The following is a 16,332-nucleotide window of genomic DNA, read 5'->3' as shown; positions in this document are numbered from 1 at the left end:
TCACTGGTTGTTGATTTTCGTTAGTTCCTTGGAGTGGATTGCCTTCTGTATCAACGTAATGAACAAGAACTGATCCTGCTTTTTCGTAAACGTAAGTTACTTCTGTTGTACCTTCAACAACATCTCCAGTTTCTTTAGAACCGTCTTTAAGTGCTTTAGCTGTTAGGTAGTATTTAACACCATCTTTAGTGATTTCATCTTTTTTGTGGTCAGCTGTATCGTATTTAACGTTTAGAGAAGCATCTGTTTCATCTTGTTCGTCAGCAGCAAGTGGGTTACCTTCTGTGTCTTCATACTTAACAACTACATTCCCTTTAACTTCTTTATAAACGTATGTTACTTCTACAGTATCTCCAGCTACTACTTTACCAGTTTCTTCTCCGATTGTAGAAGCAGGTACTAATTCGTATACTTTTCCTTCTGAAGTTTTAATACGGTTTGGTTTCATTCCGTTGTCAGAAGTATCATAATCAGAACCTGGTCTGCCATCTGTTGTATCATTATTAGTTTCAGGGACATTATTTCCTTCTGGATCTGTTCCTGATATTGGATTCCCTTCTTGATCTGTATAATGAACTACTACTGAACCGGCTTTTTCATAGACATAGGTTACTTCTGTTGTTCCTTCTACAACAGGTCCTTCTTCTGGTTTAGAGCCGTCTTTGAGAGCTTTATCAGTTAGATAGTAAGTGACACCATCTTTTACGATAGTCGCTTTCTTATGTTCTGACGTGTTGTAGTTTGTATTAAGAGAAGCGTTTGTTTCATCATTTTCATCATCCGCAATAGGATTTCCTTCTGTATCTTGGAATTTAACGATGACATTTCCTTTAGCTTCTTGATATACATAAGTCACTTCAAGAGTTTGGCCTGCGACAACCTTGCCTGTCTCATTTCCTGTGGTACTTTGAGGAACCAGTTTATATACTTTACCTTCTGCTGTAGTAATGCTTGTTGGTTTATGATCTTGTGTATCGTAGTCTGAACCTGCTTTGGCATTATCAGTATCCGTAACCGTTTGAGTCACTGGTTGTTGATTTTCATTGGTTCCTTGAAGAGGATGTCCTTCTGTATCAACGTAATGAACTACTACTGATCCAGCTTTTTCATAAACGTAAGTTACTTCTGTTGTACCTTCAACAACATCTCCAGTTTCTGGTTTAGAACCGTCTTTAAGACCAGCTTTTGTAATGTAGTAAACAGTTCCGTCTTCTGCAGTGATTTTTTCTGGTTTGTTATCAACAGCAGTATCATATTTTTCGCTTAGAGATGCACCTTTAAGGTCATCTTTATCAGCTGCGATTGTGTGACCTTCTGTGTCAACATAGTGAACGACTACGTCGCCAGTAACTTCTTTATAAACGTATGTTACTTGTTTCGTTTCTCCAGCTACTACTGTACCTGTTTCTTCACCTTCAGTTGAACCTTCAACCAATTTGTATACTTTCCCTTCTGCAGTTTTAACACGAGTTGGTTTCATTCCGTTATCTGCAGTGTTGTATGGTTCTCCTGGTTTACCATTATCAACATCTTTCGTACCTGAAGCTACAGTTTTGCTTTCGTCTCCAACTACTGTACCTGTAAGAGCTGTTCCATCTTCTGTTTTGTAGTTAACGATGACTGATCCAGCTTTTTCATAAACATAGGTTACTTCTGTAGTTCCTTCTACAACGGGACCTTCTTCTGCTGGTGACGTTTGGGGAACACCATTTACCGTAGTTTTTGTTCCATTCTCTTTTATATAGTAAACAGAACCATTCGCTTCTAATCTTTGAGGCTTTTCAGTATCGTTTTCTTTAGTATTATATGTAACGTTTTCTGTATTTTTGCTTGTATTAACAACTACTTCTTGATTATTCGCATCAAGATAGTAAGTTTTTGTTTCAACTTCTACTACAGCATCAACAGTATCATTATATGAAGATTTAAGAGTTGTTCCATCTTCTGTTTGATAATGTACGGTAACCGAGCCTTTCTTTTCAGATCTACTCGTTACTTCAGGACTATAGGTGTAGGTGATAGTAGTATGACCACTACCTAAACGATAAGCACGAAGGGGTGTATAGGCTGTACGATAGTTATACTTCTCAGTAGCAGGGCCATTAACGGTTAGATTGAAGTAGAGTCCATACCCATCTTCTTCGTCACCTCCAGATTCATTACCAACTATGATGTCTTTATCGGGATCAAATATTGTAGCAGTAGCTGGTCTCTTTTCGGAATCCAGGATATCTTCCTTGTCTGAGTCTTCGACTCCAGGTTGACCGAGATATGAAAACGCAAGGTATCTTTTCATATTCCCTTCTGTATTTTGCAAACCTTTTTCTTTGATGTAAGCTAAATACCCTTTTAAAAAAGTTCTAGTTCCTTCATGACTAAGGTCATCGGGATTGTCTTTGTGAGCATTGATTGCCTCATAAAATTCATGAAGAGTAGATATATTATTTGCTGTAGGAAAATTCACGACATAGGTAAAACCCAGTTTGTTACGTTCACCTGTTACAAAGGTATTTTTTTCTAATACGAAAACATAATCACCTTCCTTGACACCACCATCTGTAGCGATATTCGTAGAAGTATAATCTTTTGCTGTGGCTTCTCCCGCCTTGAATGTATCTTCTAGCCATTTATCAGATGTAGTGGCTGGTGTATCGGCTAATACATATTTACCGTAAGTCCCCTTGCCAGTTTCTTCGACAATCCAGCTACGACCTCCTGGTTTAACTCCACTGTGGTTAATTTTCCCATCATTTTGAACAAGACCTTCAGAAGTTAGTTTTGCAGTCACATTTCCAAGAGTAGAGTCAGAGTATACCCCTCCTCCATCACCTGTAATTTCTACAGCTGGATCCCCGATCTTATGATAGGTAGTATTATTTTTTTCAATAGTATCTTTTCCTGCGGCACCGTGCTCTTTTGCCTTGGTTAAATCAGTATCGGTAATTTCGTTACCTGTTAATGATTTGAAGACTTTTCCATATGGTCCGTATACTTCATAATCTACCGAAATTTGTTTTTCAAAGCCTGCATCTTGATTTTTATCTTCTTCTAAAACAGTCCCATCAGTTGATACATATTTGTAGTCTACCTTACCTATTTTAGTAATGTTATCTGTACCTGTTTCATTCGGTTTTGGATTAGGATCAAAATCTTTTGAAGGATAATCATACTCATAATCAGTATTCTCAAATTTCACATGTGCTGTATCTACTGTGATAGAACCCTTACTATTTGATATAGTAGTAGTTCCATCTCCGTTATCGATAATAGCAGCTTCTACAGACTGAGTGTTGACAGATAAAGCGATAGCAGCACCCATAATGAGTCCGAGAGTACCTATTTTTACTGAGTCTGAACGACCATTTTTTAATTTACGAATGGAAAAAATTTCCTTTTTATTTGACAAAATATCAAGCCTCCATATATATATATATATATATATCAACCTAGTAACTTATTGAGAAAGAAATCTAAATTGTTGATTTTAGTATATCATTTTGTTCATAATTAGACAACTTTGACGTACAAAATATTTTATCTCTTCTGTATATTACTTCCACTAACTTCTAATATCAGAAAGAGGATTGTTAAATCATTTATCGCATTGTTAAGAATTTAGAAAATCTGTGCATTATAAAAAAATAAAACACATCATATCAAGGTTTTTACTAGACATGATATGATGTGTTTTATGATTTGTTCTATTTGTACTCAGACTCCTGAGCTATTTACATCCACCCTGAGGGAATCGAACCCCCATCTCAAGAACCGGAATCTTACGTGATATCCATTACACTAAGGGTGGAAACTTGTTTTATTATAACAGAAATTTGCTCTAATAACAAGTTTTTTTCTAGACGGATAGCCCGTCTTAGTGGGAAGCATCCCCATTCCAGATGGAGTTTTTCACGATAACATAATCAACGTGTTTAAGGTCAGCAACCTGACGTCCACCTGCATAAGAAATAGCACTTTGAAGGTCTTGTTCCATCTCAGTTAAAGTATCTTGCAGATGACCTTTGGCAGGAAGCAAAATGCGTTTGCCTTCCACATTTTTGTAAGCACCTTTTTGGTATTGAGAAGCTGAACCGTAGTATTCTTTGAACTGTTCACCATCGACTTCAATCGTTTTCCCTGGACTTTCGATGTGTCCTGCAAAGAGGGAACCAATCATAACCATGCTGGCACCGAAACGGATAGACTTGGCAATATCGCCATGAGTACGAATTCCTCCATCTGCAATGATTGGTTTACGTGCAGCCTTGGCACACCAGCGTAGAGCAGCCAACTGCCAACCACCTGTACCAAAACCAGTCTTGACCTTGGTGATACAAACCTTACCAGGACCAATTCCGACCTTAGTCGCATCTGCACCAGCATTTTCCAATTCACGCACAGCTTCTGGTGTTCCCACATTTCCAGCAATGACAAAGGTATCTGGCAATTCTTTCTTGATGTGTTGAATCATAGAAATTACGCTATCCGCATGACCATGGGCAATATCAATCGTGATGTACTCAGGAGCATCAGCCTTGAGCTGGCTAACAAAATCATACTCATAATCCTTAACACCAACAGAGATAGAAGCAATGAGCCCTTGATCGTGCATACGTTTGATAAAAGGAATGCGTCCTGCCTCATCAAAACGGTGCATAATGTAGAAGTAACCACCTTTAGCCAGTTGCTCTGCTACACTTTCATCCAAAATCGTCTGCATATTAGCTGGCACAACAGGTAGTTTAAAGGTGTGATTTCCTAAAGTGACACTTGTATCCGCTTCTGCTCGGCTTTTAATCACACATTTATTTGGAATCAATTGAATATCTTCGTAATCAAAAATTGGAAATTCATTTAACATATCGATGTCTCGTTTCTTTTGTAATGACCTACCTATGCTCTCGCATCACTACGCCTTTTCCGACGTTTCCTTAATTAATTATAAACCAAAGTACAGTTTTTGTCAAATATTTTTATAAATAAAAACATATCGTTCGGGTTTTATTGTGTAAATAACAAAAGAAAGGAGAGATTATTTTCTCCCCACTTCCTACATTCTAATAATACTCACCCTGACGGTAGTCCCATGAGTTAAAGGTGTCTGACAGGTGCATCATAATCTTATCAATGTCAAGCCCTTTGCGGATTACAACTGGAGCTGGTGAAGTTGAACGTGCTCCTCCTTGTTCTGGGATGAGTTTGCCGTCTTTATCGACCATAGACACCATCACACCTTGCTCGTAGCGAGTTTCAATCGTTTTGTCAGGTTGGATGGATGCCACATAGTCGTCTGCTTCGATGACAAGGTCTACAGCTCCTTCGATACGTTCTCCGATACCTTCTACCTTACCACGGTTTCCTTTTCCAGATGGGTTTGCAGATGAGGCGTAGACCATTTTACCTTCTTCCCAAAGTTTGGCAGCCAATTGTTCACCAGCTTTCCCAAATTTGATAACAAAACAGCTCGTTCCACGCACGTCAGTCATCAGTTCTTCACGGCCATCACCGTATGCTTTGAGTTTTTCAAAGGCTTCTGGTTTCCAAGGAAGGATACAACCAAGAAGAATATCTTGATCCCAATGTTTTTGGTAGAAGGCTTCAATTTCTGGGTTGAGTTGTGCTAAAGCACGAAGCTCATCCATGCTACCGCAGAGAACAACACCTGGTTTGTTACGGTTACGCTCTTTAGCTGCGAACTTGCGCTCAAGTCCTGCCTTGTCGCTAGTCATAATAATGTAGCCAACTTTTGTAGGACAAACGATACATCCGCCCTCACCTTTTAAAATGTCATAGCCTTCTTGTGAAAGTGTTCCGTTCCATTGAATGTGTTTTGTCATAGTTCTATTTCCTTTTCTATTTTTCTTCTAATTCTGCCAGTAGGCTGGTCGTTGTTTTTCATAAGCAGCAATCAAATCTTCATACTGCAAGGTAATACCAATATCATCCAAACCATTTAAGAGCTTGTGTTTCCATTCGCTATCGATTTCGAAAGTGAATTCTCCAACCGGTGAGATGATTTTTTGTTGTTCCAAGTCCACAGTTACCTGATCAGTCGATTGTAGCTGGGCCAATTTCTCTCTAACCTCTCTGGGCTGTACAATAGGTAACATGCCATTATTGAGTTCATTATTGTAATGAATATCCCCAAAAGACCCTGCAATCACAACCTTAAAACCATAGTCTGCTAAGGCCCAAGCTGCGTGTTCCCTCGAAGACCCTGCCCCAAAGTTATCCCCTGAGATGAGAATACTAGCTTTCCGATATTCAGGTCGGTTAAAGACAAAGTCTGGGTCCTCAGTATACTTGTCATCCAGATAACGCCAAGCATACATGAGGTACTTACCAAAGCCTTTTTTATCTATTAACTTGAGAAACTGCTTAGGTAGGATTTGATCGGTATCGATATTATCATTCATGAGAGGAACGGTCGTTCCCGTATAAACTGTAAATTTCTCCATATCCTCTCCTTACTGGGCTTCTGGCATTTGCCGAACATCTACGAAGCGCCCTGCGATAGCTGCTGCAGCTGCCATGGCTGGACTGCAGAGGTGGGTCTTAGCCCCAAATCCCTGTCTGTCTTCAAAGTTGCGGTTGCTTGTTGAGGCGCAGTGAACACCATCAGGTACCTTGTCCGGATTCATCCCCAGACACATGGAGCAACCAGGGTCTCTCCACTCAAATCCAGCATCTAGAAATACCTTGTCCAAGCCCAACTTCTCAGCAGCTCGTTTCACAGGACGAGAACCTGGGACTACGATAGCCGTTAAGTTGGGAGCAATTTTCTTCCCTTTGACAAATCGCGCAGCCAGTTGCAAGTCGCTGAGACGAGCATTTGTACAAGAGCCGATAAAGATATAACCTAGTTCAATATCTGCTGGCTTTTGACCTGGTTCCAAATCCATATAATTGTAGGCTCGTTCATCATTCATATCCTTAATTTCTGGGAAACTACTGTCAAAGTCAACCCCCATAGCAGGGTTGGTTCCCCAGGTCACCATAGGAGCAAGGTCTGAGACATCCATCTGGATAACCTTATCGTAAACAGCATTATCATCACTGACAATTGTTTTCCAATCCGCCACAGCCTCTTCAAAGTCCTCTGGAACACATTCTCGTCCCTTGAGATAATCATAGGTGGTTTGGTCCGGATTCATGATTCCCATCTTAGAACCAAACTCGATGGACATATTGCAGATGGTCATTCGCTCTTCCATGCTCAGTGCATCAATAGCTTGCCCACGATATTCCACAACATAGCCAACACCACAGGCAACGCCGTACTTGGCAATCAAAGCTAAAATGAAATCCTTGGAATAAACTCCTTTTTGAGGAACTCCAGTGAATTCTACCAGCATTTTCTTGGGTTTGACCTGCCAGAGTGTCTGGGTAGCGAAGACATGCTCGACCTCACTAGTTCCAATTCCAAAGGCGATCGCTCCGAAAGCTCCATGGGTTGCTGTATGGCTATCTCCACAAACAATGAATTTCCCTGGTTGGGTCCGTCCTGTCTCTGGACCAACCATATGAACGATTCCTTGCTTTTCGGAACCGTGGGCGGCATGTTCAATCCCAAATTCCTCAACATTTTCAGCTAGCTTATCAATTTGCGCCTTGGAAATGACATCTCGAATATCGTAGATATTGACCGTCGGGACATTGTGGTCAAAGGTTCCAAATGTCAAGTCTGGTCGTCTCAATCTACGACCTGCGTCTCGCAAACCTTGAAAGGCCTGAGGACTGGTCACCTCGTGGATATAGTGCTGGTCCACATACATGAGTTGGGGCTGCCCCTCATCTCCTGTGATGACATGGCGGTCCCATAATTTATCAAAAATCGATTTTCCTGCCATCCATTACCTCCAAATAACATATAAAACTACTAGTGTGGACACCATCCCAAGAAACCAAACTGTTTTAAAATACCATTTTCGAGTCTTGTGATGAAATGTGATTCCTGCTAACCAGGCACCAAAACCACCACAAGTAAAGGCTAAAATAAGTAAGATTTTCTCAGGGATGCGCCAAACTCTTCTCCTTGCCTTGAATTTGTCAATACCATAAATCAAGAAAACCATGACATTCCAAATCAAAAGGACTAGAGTAATTCTTTCGTCTAACTTCATAACCTTGCAATAATAGCTTCTGTCATTTCCTTAGTCGAAGCCTGTCCACCTATATCTCTTGTTAAAACACCAGCTGCCAAACTTGCCTCAACAGCACGCTCGATACGCTCCGCATCCTCATAACGTCCAAAGCTATCTCTCAACATCATAGCAACTGACAAAATCATGGAGATAGGATTTGCAATTCCTTGACCTGCAATATCAGGAGCTGAACCGTGAATGGGCTCATAAAGACTTGGTCCATTTTCAGAATGACTGGCTGATGGCATAACCCCAAGTGTGCCAGATAAAACGCTTGATTCATCCGAGAGAATATCTCCGAAAAGATTTTCTGTCACAATGACATCAAATTTAGCAGGATTGGTAATCATAAGCATGGCAGCTGAGTCCACCAGCTGGTGTTCCAAGGTCACATCTGGGAAATCCTGTGCGACATCCTCAGCCACTTTTCTCCAGAGTTTTGATGTTGCCAACACATTTTGCTTATCAATGCTGGTAACGATTTTTCTGCGATTTCTTGCAATTTCAAAGGCTTTGCGAATAATTCGCTCCACTTCCTCATAGCTGTAGTCGTTGATATCACGCGCTTTGTGCTCTTCAAGGATATGATCTCCAAAGTAAATCCCACCTGTCAACTCCCGTACAACGACAAAGTCCACTCCAGCAATTCGTTCTGATTTTAGTGGTGACAAATGTTTGAGACTCTCAAAAATCTTAACAGGGCGAATATTAGCATAGAGATTGAGTTCCTTACGGAGAGCTAGCAAGCCTTGTTCAGGGCGAACCGCTGCTCCATCATACTGAGGACTACCGATAGCCGCTAAGAGAATGGCATCTGCTTCACGACATACCTTGAGGGTTTCATCAGGTAAGGGATGCCCTGCAGCATCAATACCTGCACCTCCGAAGGGGCGTCTGTCAATCTCATAGTCAAAACCTGTTTTTTTAGCTAGAGCCTCCAGAACCTCTAACCCAGCCTCCATGATTTCTGGGCCAATTCCGTCTCCTGCTAGAGCTACTATTTTCTTTGTCATAGCCTTCTCCTTTACACACTAGGCATATCTCGATAGGAAACACTGCGTCCCATCTCACCAGCATTCTCTTTTTGAACAAAGGTATTAGCATTGATGTAGGCAATAGCCGAAGCCTTCAACACATCGAAATCAAGACCTGCTGCGTTAAAGATGGTTTCTGTATCTCTGTTTTCAACAGTGACCAAGACCCTAGCTTGGGCATCAATTCCATCTGTCACCGCATCAATGGTATAGGATACCAAGCGGACGGATTGGTTAAAGAACTTGTCGATAGCGTTAAAGATTGCTTCAACGGAACCTTGCCCTGTCGCATTAAATTCGACCTTCTCACCATCCATATTAGCCAGGCTAACAAGCGCTTCGATGTCATTATCCGCATGAGTTTGCAATTGTAAATCATCAAAGTGGAAGCCTTCTGGATTTTCAACCATGGTTCCAGCTACCAAAGCACGAATATCTGCATCTGTGATTTCTTGTTTCTTGTCAGCCAGTGCCTTGAACTTAGCAAAGAGTGGTTTGATGTCCTCTTCTGTAAAATCTAGGGCCAATTCTCTTAGTTTCTCGACAAAGGCATGGCGACCTGACAATTTTCCAAGCGGAAGGCTATTACTCTTGACACCGACCAATTCAGGGGTGATAATTTCATAGGTAAGAGGATTTTTAAGGACTCCGTCTTGGTGAATACCAGATTCGTGAGAAAAGGCATTGCCACCAACCACAGCCTTGTTTTTAGGAACTGGAATACCAGAGAAGCGAGAAACCATTTCTGACGTATTGATTGTCTCATTTAGGACAATACTGGTTTCTGCTTGGTAGTAATCTTGACGAATATTGAGAGCAACTGCTATTTCTTCCAAGGCAGCATTTCCAGCTCGCTCACCAATACCGTTGATAGTTCCTTCAACACGTCCTGCCCCATTCTTCACAGCTGCAAGGCTATTAGCCACTGCCATTCCGAGGTCATCATGACAGTGAGGCGAATAGATAATCTGACGATCCGTCTTGACATTCTCAATCAAGTATTTGAAGATAGCGCCGTACTCTTCTGGAGTGGTGAATCCTACCGTGTCAGGGATATTAATATAAGTTGCACCTGCATCAACCGCTGTTTGAACAACTTGCAAGAGGAAATCCAACTCTGTTCTGGTCGCATCCTCAGGAGAGAATTCGACAATCTCAAACTTAGAACGGGCATAAGAAACATGCTCACTGATTGCTTCCAAAATCTCTTCCTTGGTCTTATTGAGTTTATACTTACGATGAATCGGACTGGTAGCGATAAAGACGTGAACCTGTGGATATTTGGCATCCTTGAGGGCTTCATAACAAGCATCAATATCAGACTTGACAGAGCGTGCCAAACCAGTCACTGCCGTTTTCTTCAAGACCTTGGCAATCTCCTGCACTGCCGTAAATGAGTCTGGGCTAGCCGCTGGAAAACCAGCTTCTATGGCTGAAATGCCCCATTTCTCCAGCTGCCTTGCAATGGCAATTTTTTCCTTGATTGAAAAGTTAACACCGGGTGTCTGCTCTCCATCCCGAAGGCTGGTATCTAGAAATTCAACTGTTCGCATAAGATTTCCCCTTTTCCAAATGTGGTTTTAAAAAAACATCTCGCTCAGAAACCCAAGCGAGATGTTGATTTACTCCCGCTTGGTAAGCCAAACAGGACTAATGCTTTTTGCACTAGCCCGAGTACCTCAACAACAAAGCGAATTTATTAAACTTAGCTGTTCTCATGTTTGACTTTCTCCTTCGTTTGATATCTTGTTTAGTATTTTAGCATAGGCAGAAGCACTTGTCAAGAAAAAATCAAATATTTTCTGAAAATTTCTTCAGTATAGAATATTTAGCTAATTGAAAGTTATTGAAAATCCTTGAAATGTTTCATTTTTTAGAAGTTAAATTCCAACTTTTTTCTATCAATTCCAGTACCATTTCATCTGACAAAGTATCATCTAATACCACACTAATCCAGTAGCGTTTGTTCATATGAAAAGCTGGATAAATGCCCTTTTGTGAAAGCAGGTCCACTACTTGATCATGTTTGAGGTTGACTGCTTCCACTAATCCTTCTCTGCCCTTTTCCAGCTTATCCCAAGAGATTATCATCAAAACAGCATACCACTTTTTATTGCCTTCGTGGCGCAATACAGCTGTATCAGGCGATTTCTCCCACAAATACTCCAACTGATTACCATACTTTTCCTGAACTTGAGCCATGATACGCTTAGTCTGAGGGCAGATAAAATCCTGTACCTCAAAACAAGCCTTCCGAATCTGGTAAAGAATCTCCAAACAAGCCTCACGGACACTTCCTACAAAACTTCCCCTCATGCTTTCCATATGGACTTGAGGATAGGGATCGCCCGTTTCCCGGTCAAAGACCTGAAAACTCACATTATCAGCAGTGATGGACACAACCATGACAAAGTCACCCTGCAAAATCTGGCAACTATAGGTCCAGACTCCCCTATTTTCTACAAAACCATAAGCATGAGCTTTTTCTTTATTAAACTGATAGGATTTAAAAATTTCAAACATAAGTGAAAACTGCTACCAAAAGCTAGCAGTTCCTTTCTATTTTTTAAAAGACAACCTTAGTACCATGTAGTTGTGTCACACCCAGCTGGTCAATAAAGGTTTGACGGTTGTCCAAGTCAATCCCCCCACCTGGTAGAATTTCAATCTTACCTTTAGCATACTCCAAAATTCTGTGATAGTGAGCAAAACGTTTTTCTAGTGAATCGCCAGACACACCCGCACGAGTCAGGATACGAGTAACTCCAGCTTGACTAAGCCAGTCAATAGCTTCCAGTTGATCATCATCGCTCAATTCATCAAAAGCCATGTGAAAGACAATTTCCATTCCTTTGGATGCAGCAATTAACTTTTCCAGATTAGGCTTATCCAACTTCTTATCAGCAGTTAAAGCCCCAAATACAACCCCTTGACTTCCAGCCTGAGCAGTTAAACGAATGTCCTCTAGCATAATAGCAATTTCCATATCATTATAGACAAAGTCACCACCACGTGGACGAATCATGGTCATAATGGTCGTATCGTAGTTAGCCGCCAATTCAATCGCTGCCTTGGTCACTCCATAGCTTGGTGTTGTTCCTCCCACTGCTAGATTATCACAGAGTTCAATTCGACGAGCTCCAGCCTGCATCGCTTTTTCAAGCAAGGTCACATTTTCAGCACAAAATTCGTAAATCATTTGATTCTCCTTGAAGATTACTTTAAATTCATTATATCATATTATTGTGAATATGCTTTCATTTTTATCAAGGCAAATAACTACTATTTTAACTATTCTTTGTCTGGAATGACCTTGAAGAGATAATAAGTGATAAAGATGGTCAAAGCTCCCAGACCGATTTTGACTGGTAAGAGAGGGGCAAAATAAATGGAAATTCCCATCAAGCTGTAGATAGATACGATGATTTTTTTCTTTCGTTCACGGGCAATAGACTTAGTCTCGCGAAAATCAGCTACATATGCTTGATAGAGCTTGGTATGATAAAGCCAATCTTCGAAGCGCTTGGAACTTCTGGAGAAACAAGCAATAGACAACAAAAGAAAAGGCGTTGTAGGCAACAAGGGTAAAACAACCCCAACAATTGCCAAGGCCAGTGATAAAAAACCAATTATCAGATAGATAAGACGCATAACTACTCCTAATTAAAATAATCCTCTTCTAGTTTCGCATACAACGGTGAATTTTGTCAAGTACTAATCAAAAAGAGCCTGAAATTCACTTCCAGGACTCTCCTCTTATTTAATCTTTTCTTCTTCGTAGTCACCCTTACTACATACAATCTGCTTGCCACCACCACGGACTTTTTTCTCCATGAGGAAGTTGCCACATTTTGGACAGTCACGACCAACAGGCTTATCCCAAGAGGTAAATTCACATTCCGGATAGCGATTGCAACCATAGAAGAGACGATTACGTTTGGTTTTACGCTCAATGATTTGTCCCTGATGACAACTTGGACACTCTACACCGATTTCTTTCACGATTGCTTGGGTATGACGGCAATCTGGAAAATTGCTACAAGCGTAGAACTTACCAAAACGACCAAGTTTAATGACCATTGGACTACCACACACTTCACAGTCAAATCCAGCTGGTTCATCCTTGATCTGGATTTTTTCCATTTCTTCTTCAGCCTTGGCGACTTCTTTAGAGAATGGTTTGTAAAAGGCATCAATGACACGTTGCCACTGCTCTTTTCCGACTTCGACGTCATCCAGTTTGCCTTCCATTTCAGCTGTAAAGGTCACGTTTACGATATCTGGGAAATATTCAACGATGAGCTTGTTAACAATTTCTCCCAACTCTGTCGGTTCAAAGCGTTTGGCTGCAAGGCGAACATAATAACGTTTCTGAATAGTTTCAATGGTCGGTGCGTAGGTTGACGGACGGCCAACTCCATTTTCCTCCAAGGTCTTGATCAGTGTCGCTTCAGAATAACGAGCAGGCGGTTGAGTGAAGTGTTGCTCTGGCTTGCTATTAACCTGTTTGACCACATCTCCAACAGCCATATCTGGTAACATCTTATTCTTATCAGAATCATTATAAATGGCAAGATAACCATCAAACTTAACCTGACTACCATTTGCAGCAAATTGAACCCCATTTTGAGACAATTTAACAGCCATGGTATCAAAGACAGCAGCTGTCATCTGGCTAGCTACAAAACGATTCCAGATAAGAGTATAAAGCTTGAGCTGATCCTTATCCAGATACTTAGCGATGCTTTCAGGTGTATTAAAAACGCTAGACGGACGAATAGCCTCATGGGCATCCTGAGCACCTGATGCATTTTTGACCTTGCTACCATGCTTAGAATACTTGCTACCAAAACGGTCCGTAATGAAACTTGCTGCTTCATTTTGCGCTACAGGACTGATACGAGTCGAATCGGTACGCATATAGGTAATCAAACCTTGAACACCAGAACCGATATTGATCCCTTCATAGAGCTGTTGGGCGACCATCATGGTCTTTCGAGTACGGAAATTGATTTTATTGGCCGCATCCATCTGCATAGATGAAGTGGTATAAGGTAATGGAGCATTGCGCTTGCGCTCTTTCTTATCCACCTGATCCACTGAAAAGTCTTTACTAGTCAGACGAGACAAGACTTCCTTGACCTCGTCATTGCTAGACAGTTTCAGCTTTTTACCATCCACTCCATAGAAGGAAGCCTGAAATTGCTTGGTTCCCTTTTTAAAAATACCATCAATTGTCCAGTATTCTTCTGGCTGGAAGGCGTTAATTTCATTCTCACGATCAATGATGAGTTTAAGGGCAATGGACTGTACGCGACCTGCTGACAAGCCCTTCTTGACCTTCTTCCACAAAATAGGCGAAATCGAATAGCCTACCAAGCGGTCTAGGACACGACGAGCCTGTTGGGCATCGACCAAGTCCATATCAATCTTGCGAGGTTCTTTAAAAGCATTTTTGACCGCATCCTTGGTGATTTCATTAAAGACAACACGGTTGGCATCATTTTCATCTAAGTTGAGAATATGAGCCAAATGCCAAGAAATCGCTTCTCCTTCACGGTCCGGGTCACTCGCCAGAAAGACTTTATTAGCTTTTTTAGCTTCTTTTTTCAAGTCATTGATAAGAGGACCTTTTCCTCGGATATTGATATATTGTGGTTCGTAATTATTTTCAATATTAACGGACATACTGGATTTCTTCAAATCACGGATATGCCCGACACTGGCTAAAACCTTGTAGTTTCTGCCTAGATATTTTTCAATCGTCTTGGCCTTAGCAGGTGACTCCACGATTACTAGATTTTTTTTAACTGTTGATTTTTTCTTTTTTGTTGCCGTAGCCACAGTATCACACCTTTTCAAAGTAATAAACTTTATAAAGTGTAAACCATTTTTTGAACCCTGTCAAGACTTAGCTACTATAATAGAAGAAAAGTTTTATGCTTAAGACCTCAGTCTTCCTTTGAGATACATAGAAGACTTACGAGAAAAACCAGCTATTCTCAAGAAATTATTGTTCCTCAGACTCTGTATCAAATTTATTGGCCTTTTCCTTTTCTTTTGCTTCCTTATCCTTGATATACTGGAAGAAATACTCTACCAGTTCTTCCTTGCTAAGTTGTTCTGAATCAGACAATTGGGAAACTTGAACAGAAACATCACTTAAACCATAGTCCCCCCTCTTACTGGAAATCATATCAAGCTCTTCTTCTGTCAAATAATTTCCTGAAATGGTTAGCTTTAGGGTATGATTCTTTTTAGAATAGGTTTTTTTCAAAATATTATGCCCCTGAAACTGCTCTGATATAAATTTCTTAAGGGACTCTTTTTTCAACGTTTCTCTGACTAAAGTCGTTGCAGAGATGAAACTCGGAATCATCAGCAAAACAGCAACTAGAAGCAAAATCCTGCGCATTTTAGAGTCTTCTTCATTATCTCTAAAATAGTGCTTCTTAACCATCATCAACCTGACACCTATATAAGTCGCAATGACAATGAAGCTACAATTGATGAGGAATAGGTAAGAAGAGCCTATGATAAATTTTAGATTAGCAGAAGCAATAGCGTAACCTACCGTACAAAGAGGAGGCATCAAGGCGGTTGCAATCGCGACACCAGGGACAATATTATTGGTCTCTTTTTTCCTAGCACCAATAATACCTGCTATCCCTCCTACAAAAGCAATGAGAACATCCCAAATAGTCGGAGAGGTTCTAGCAACAATCTCCGAACTAGCATACGAAATAGGAGAAAGATAAAAATAAAGTGTTGAAGCTATTAAACTGGCAAGAATTTGAATAGCTAATATTTTAAAAGATTTTCTTAACAATTTAAAATCAAATATAGCTAGAGAGAGCCCCACCCCCAGAATAGGTGTCATCAAAGGAGAGATTAACATGGCTCCAATAATCACGGGAGTCGAATCCATATTTAATCCGATAGAGGCGATAAGCATGGCACATAGTAAAATCGCTAAATCACTTCTGGAGAGTTCTAATTCTTCGTATATTTTATTTCTAAATTCTACCAACGAATACAGTTTATTATTTGTCACAAATATCTTCCTTTCCTAGCTAACTAGTCGCTAATACTCTTCGAAAATCTCTTCAAACCACGTCAGCTTCACCTTGCCGTATAGATGTTACTGACTTCGTCAG

General features: G+C 40.6%; 13 protein-coding genes and 1 tRNA gene. All 14 read right to left on the bottom strand.

What is annotated here, in order from left to right; genetic code table 11:
* On the bottom strand, nucleotides 1-3,406 hold a 3,406-nt coding region (locus HT722_RS08630), incomplete at its 3' end, for a MucBP domain-containing protein (protein WP_345789587.1).
* A gap of 327 nt (nucleotides 3,407-3,733) precedes the next feature.
* A tRNA-Arg gene (locus HT722_RS08625) sits at nucleotides 3,734-3,805 on the bottom strand.
* A 66-nt stretch (nucleotides 3,806-3,871) separates the two neighbouring features.
* Nucleotides 3,872-4,858 (bottom strand): GMP reductase, encoded by a 987-nt coding sequence (locus tag HT722_RS08620; RefSeq protein ID WP_173278661.1) that lies wholly within the window; start codon nucleotides 4,856-4,858, stop codon nucleotides 3,872-3,874.
* Nucleotides 4,859-5,054: 196 nt separating this feature from the next.
* Nucleotides 5,055-5,834 carry a Sua5/YciO/YrdC/YwlC family protein gene (locus HT722_RS08615; protein WP_061438937.1) on the bottom strand — a complete coding sequence of 260 codons (780 nt, stop codon included), beginning with the start codon at nucleotides 5,832-5,834 and terminating at the stop codon, nucleotides 5,055-5,057.
* 27 nt (nucleotides 5,835-5,861) lie between these two features.
* Nucleotides 5,862-6,455 carry a 3-isopropylmalate dehydratase small subunit gene (gene leuD / locus HT722_RS08610; RefSeq protein ID WP_173278660.1) on the bottom strand — a complete coding sequence of 198 codons (594 nt, stop codon included), beginning with the start codon at nucleotides 6,453-6,455 and terminating at the stop codon, nucleotides 5,862-5,864.
* A 9-nt stretch (nucleotides 6,456-6,464) separates the two neighbouring features.
* Entirely contained in the window at nucleotides 6,465-7,847 is a 1,383-nt protein-coding gene (gene leuC / locus HT722_RS08605; RefSeq protein ID WP_173278659.1) for a 3-isopropylmalate dehydratase large subunit, read from the bottom strand.
* A gap of 3 nt (nucleotides 7,848-7,850) precedes the next feature.
* A complete protein-coding gene (locus tag HT722_RS08600; protein ID WP_173278658.1) occupies nucleotides 7,851-8,120 on the bottom strand; it encodes a DUF1294 domain-containing protein in 270 nt (89 codons plus the stop codon).
* Nucleotides 8,117-9,154 carry a 3-isopropylmalate dehydrogenase gene (gene leuB, locus HT722_RS08595; RefSeq protein ID WP_173278657.1) on the bottom strand — a complete coding sequence of 346 codons (1,038 nt, stop codon included), beginning with the start codon at nucleotides 9,152-9,154 and terminating at the stop codon, nucleotides 8,117-8,119. Before leuB ends, HT722_RS08600 begins: the two co-directional genes overlap by 4 nt.
* 11 nt (nucleotides 9,155-9,165) lie before the next feature.
* Nucleotides 9,166-10,728 (bottom strand): 2-isopropylmalate synthase, encoded by a 1,563-nt coding sequence (locus tag HT722_RS08590; protein ID WP_173278656.1) that lies wholly within the window; start codon nucleotides 10,726-10,728, stop codon nucleotides 9,166-9,168.
* Between the two features lie 313 nt (nucleotides 10,729-11,041).
* Nucleotides 11,042-11,698 (bottom strand): MmcQ/YjbR family DNA-binding protein, encoded by a 657-nt coding sequence (locus tag HT722_RS08585; protein WP_166736705.1) that lies wholly within the window; start codon nucleotides 11,696-11,698, stop codon nucleotides 11,042-11,044.
* A gap of 43 nt (nucleotides 11,699-11,741) precedes the next feature.
* On the bottom strand, nucleotides 11,742-12,374 hold the full coding sequence (locus HT722_RS08580) for a copper homeostasis protein CutC (RefSeq protein ID WP_166736706.1): 633 nt from the start codon (nucleotides 12,372-12,374) through the stop codon (nucleotides 11,742-11,744).
* 92 nt (nucleotides 12,375-12,466) lie between these two features.
* On the bottom strand, nucleotides 12,467-12,826 hold the full coding sequence (locus tag HT722_RS08575) for a YbaN family protein (RefSeq protein WP_166736707.1): 360 nt from the start codon (nucleotides 12,824-12,826) through the stop codon (nucleotides 12,467-12,469).
* A gap of 105 nt (nucleotides 12,827-12,931) precedes the next feature.
* Nucleotides 12,932-15,019, bottom strand: a complete 2,088-nt coding sequence (gene topA, locus HT722_RS08570) for a type I DNA topoisomerase (RefSeq protein WP_173278655.1) — start codon at nucleotides 15,017-15,019, stop codon at nucleotides 12,932-12,934.
* A 166-nt stretch (nucleotides 15,020-15,185) separates the two neighbouring features.
* Nucleotides 15,186-16,229, bottom strand: a complete 1,044-nt coding sequence (locus HT722_RS08565; protein WP_166736709.1) for a TIGR00341 family protein — start codon at nucleotides 16,227-16,229, stop codon at nucleotides 15,186-15,188.
* Between the last annotated feature and the right edge of the window lie 103 nt (nucleotides 16,230-16,332).

The sequence above is a fragment of the Streptococcus sp. 53 genome (assembly GCF_013276565.1).
Lineage (GTDB): Bacteria > Bacillota > Bacilli > Lactobacillales > Streptococcaceae > Streptococcus.
The sequence above is the reverse complement of the archived record's forward strand: the minus strand, read 5'-3'. Positions and strand labels throughout refer to the sequence as shown.

Bases quoted from the DNA above. Each gene is read 5' to 3' on its own strand.
- HT722_RS08585 (WP_166736705.1), bottom strand. From the start codon at position 11,698: ATGTTTGAAATTTTTAAATCCTATCAGTTTAATAAAGAAAAAGCTCAT.
- leuB (WP_173278657.1), bottom strand. From the start codon at position 9,154: ATGACAAAGAAAATAGTAGCTCTAGCAGGAGACGGAATTGGCCCAGAA.
- HT722_RS08590 (WP_173278656.1), bottom strand. From the start codon at position 10,728: ATGCGAACAGTTGAATTTCTAGATACCAGCCTTCGGGATGGAGAGCAG.
- leuC (WP_173278659.1), bottom strand. From the start codon at position 7,847: ATGGCAGGAAAATCGATTTTTGATAAATTATGGGACCGCCATGTCATC.
- HT722_RS08620 (WP_173278661.1), bottom strand. From the start codon at position 4,858: ATGTTAAATGAATTTCCAATTTTTGATTACGAAGATATTCAATTGATT.
- HT722_RS08615 (WP_061438937.1), bottom strand. From the start codon at position 5,834: ATGACAAAACACATTCAATGGAACGGAACACTTTCACAAGAAGGCTAT.
- HT722_RS08600 (WP_173278658.1), bottom strand. From the start codon at position 8,120: ATGAAGTTAGACGAAAGAATTACTCTAGTCCTTTTGATTTGGAATGTC.
- leuD (WP_173278660.1), bottom strand. From the start codon at position 6,455: ATGGAGAAATTTACAGTTTATACGGGAACGACCGTTCCTCTCATGAAT.
- HT722_RS08580 (WP_166736706.1), bottom strand. From the start codon at position 12,374: ATGATTTACGAATTTTGTGCTGAAAATGTGACCTTGCTTGAAAAAGCG.
- HT722_RS08575 (WP_166736707.1), bottom strand. From the start codon at position 12,826: ATGCGTCTTATCTATCTGATAATTGGTTTTTTATCACTGGCCTTGGCA.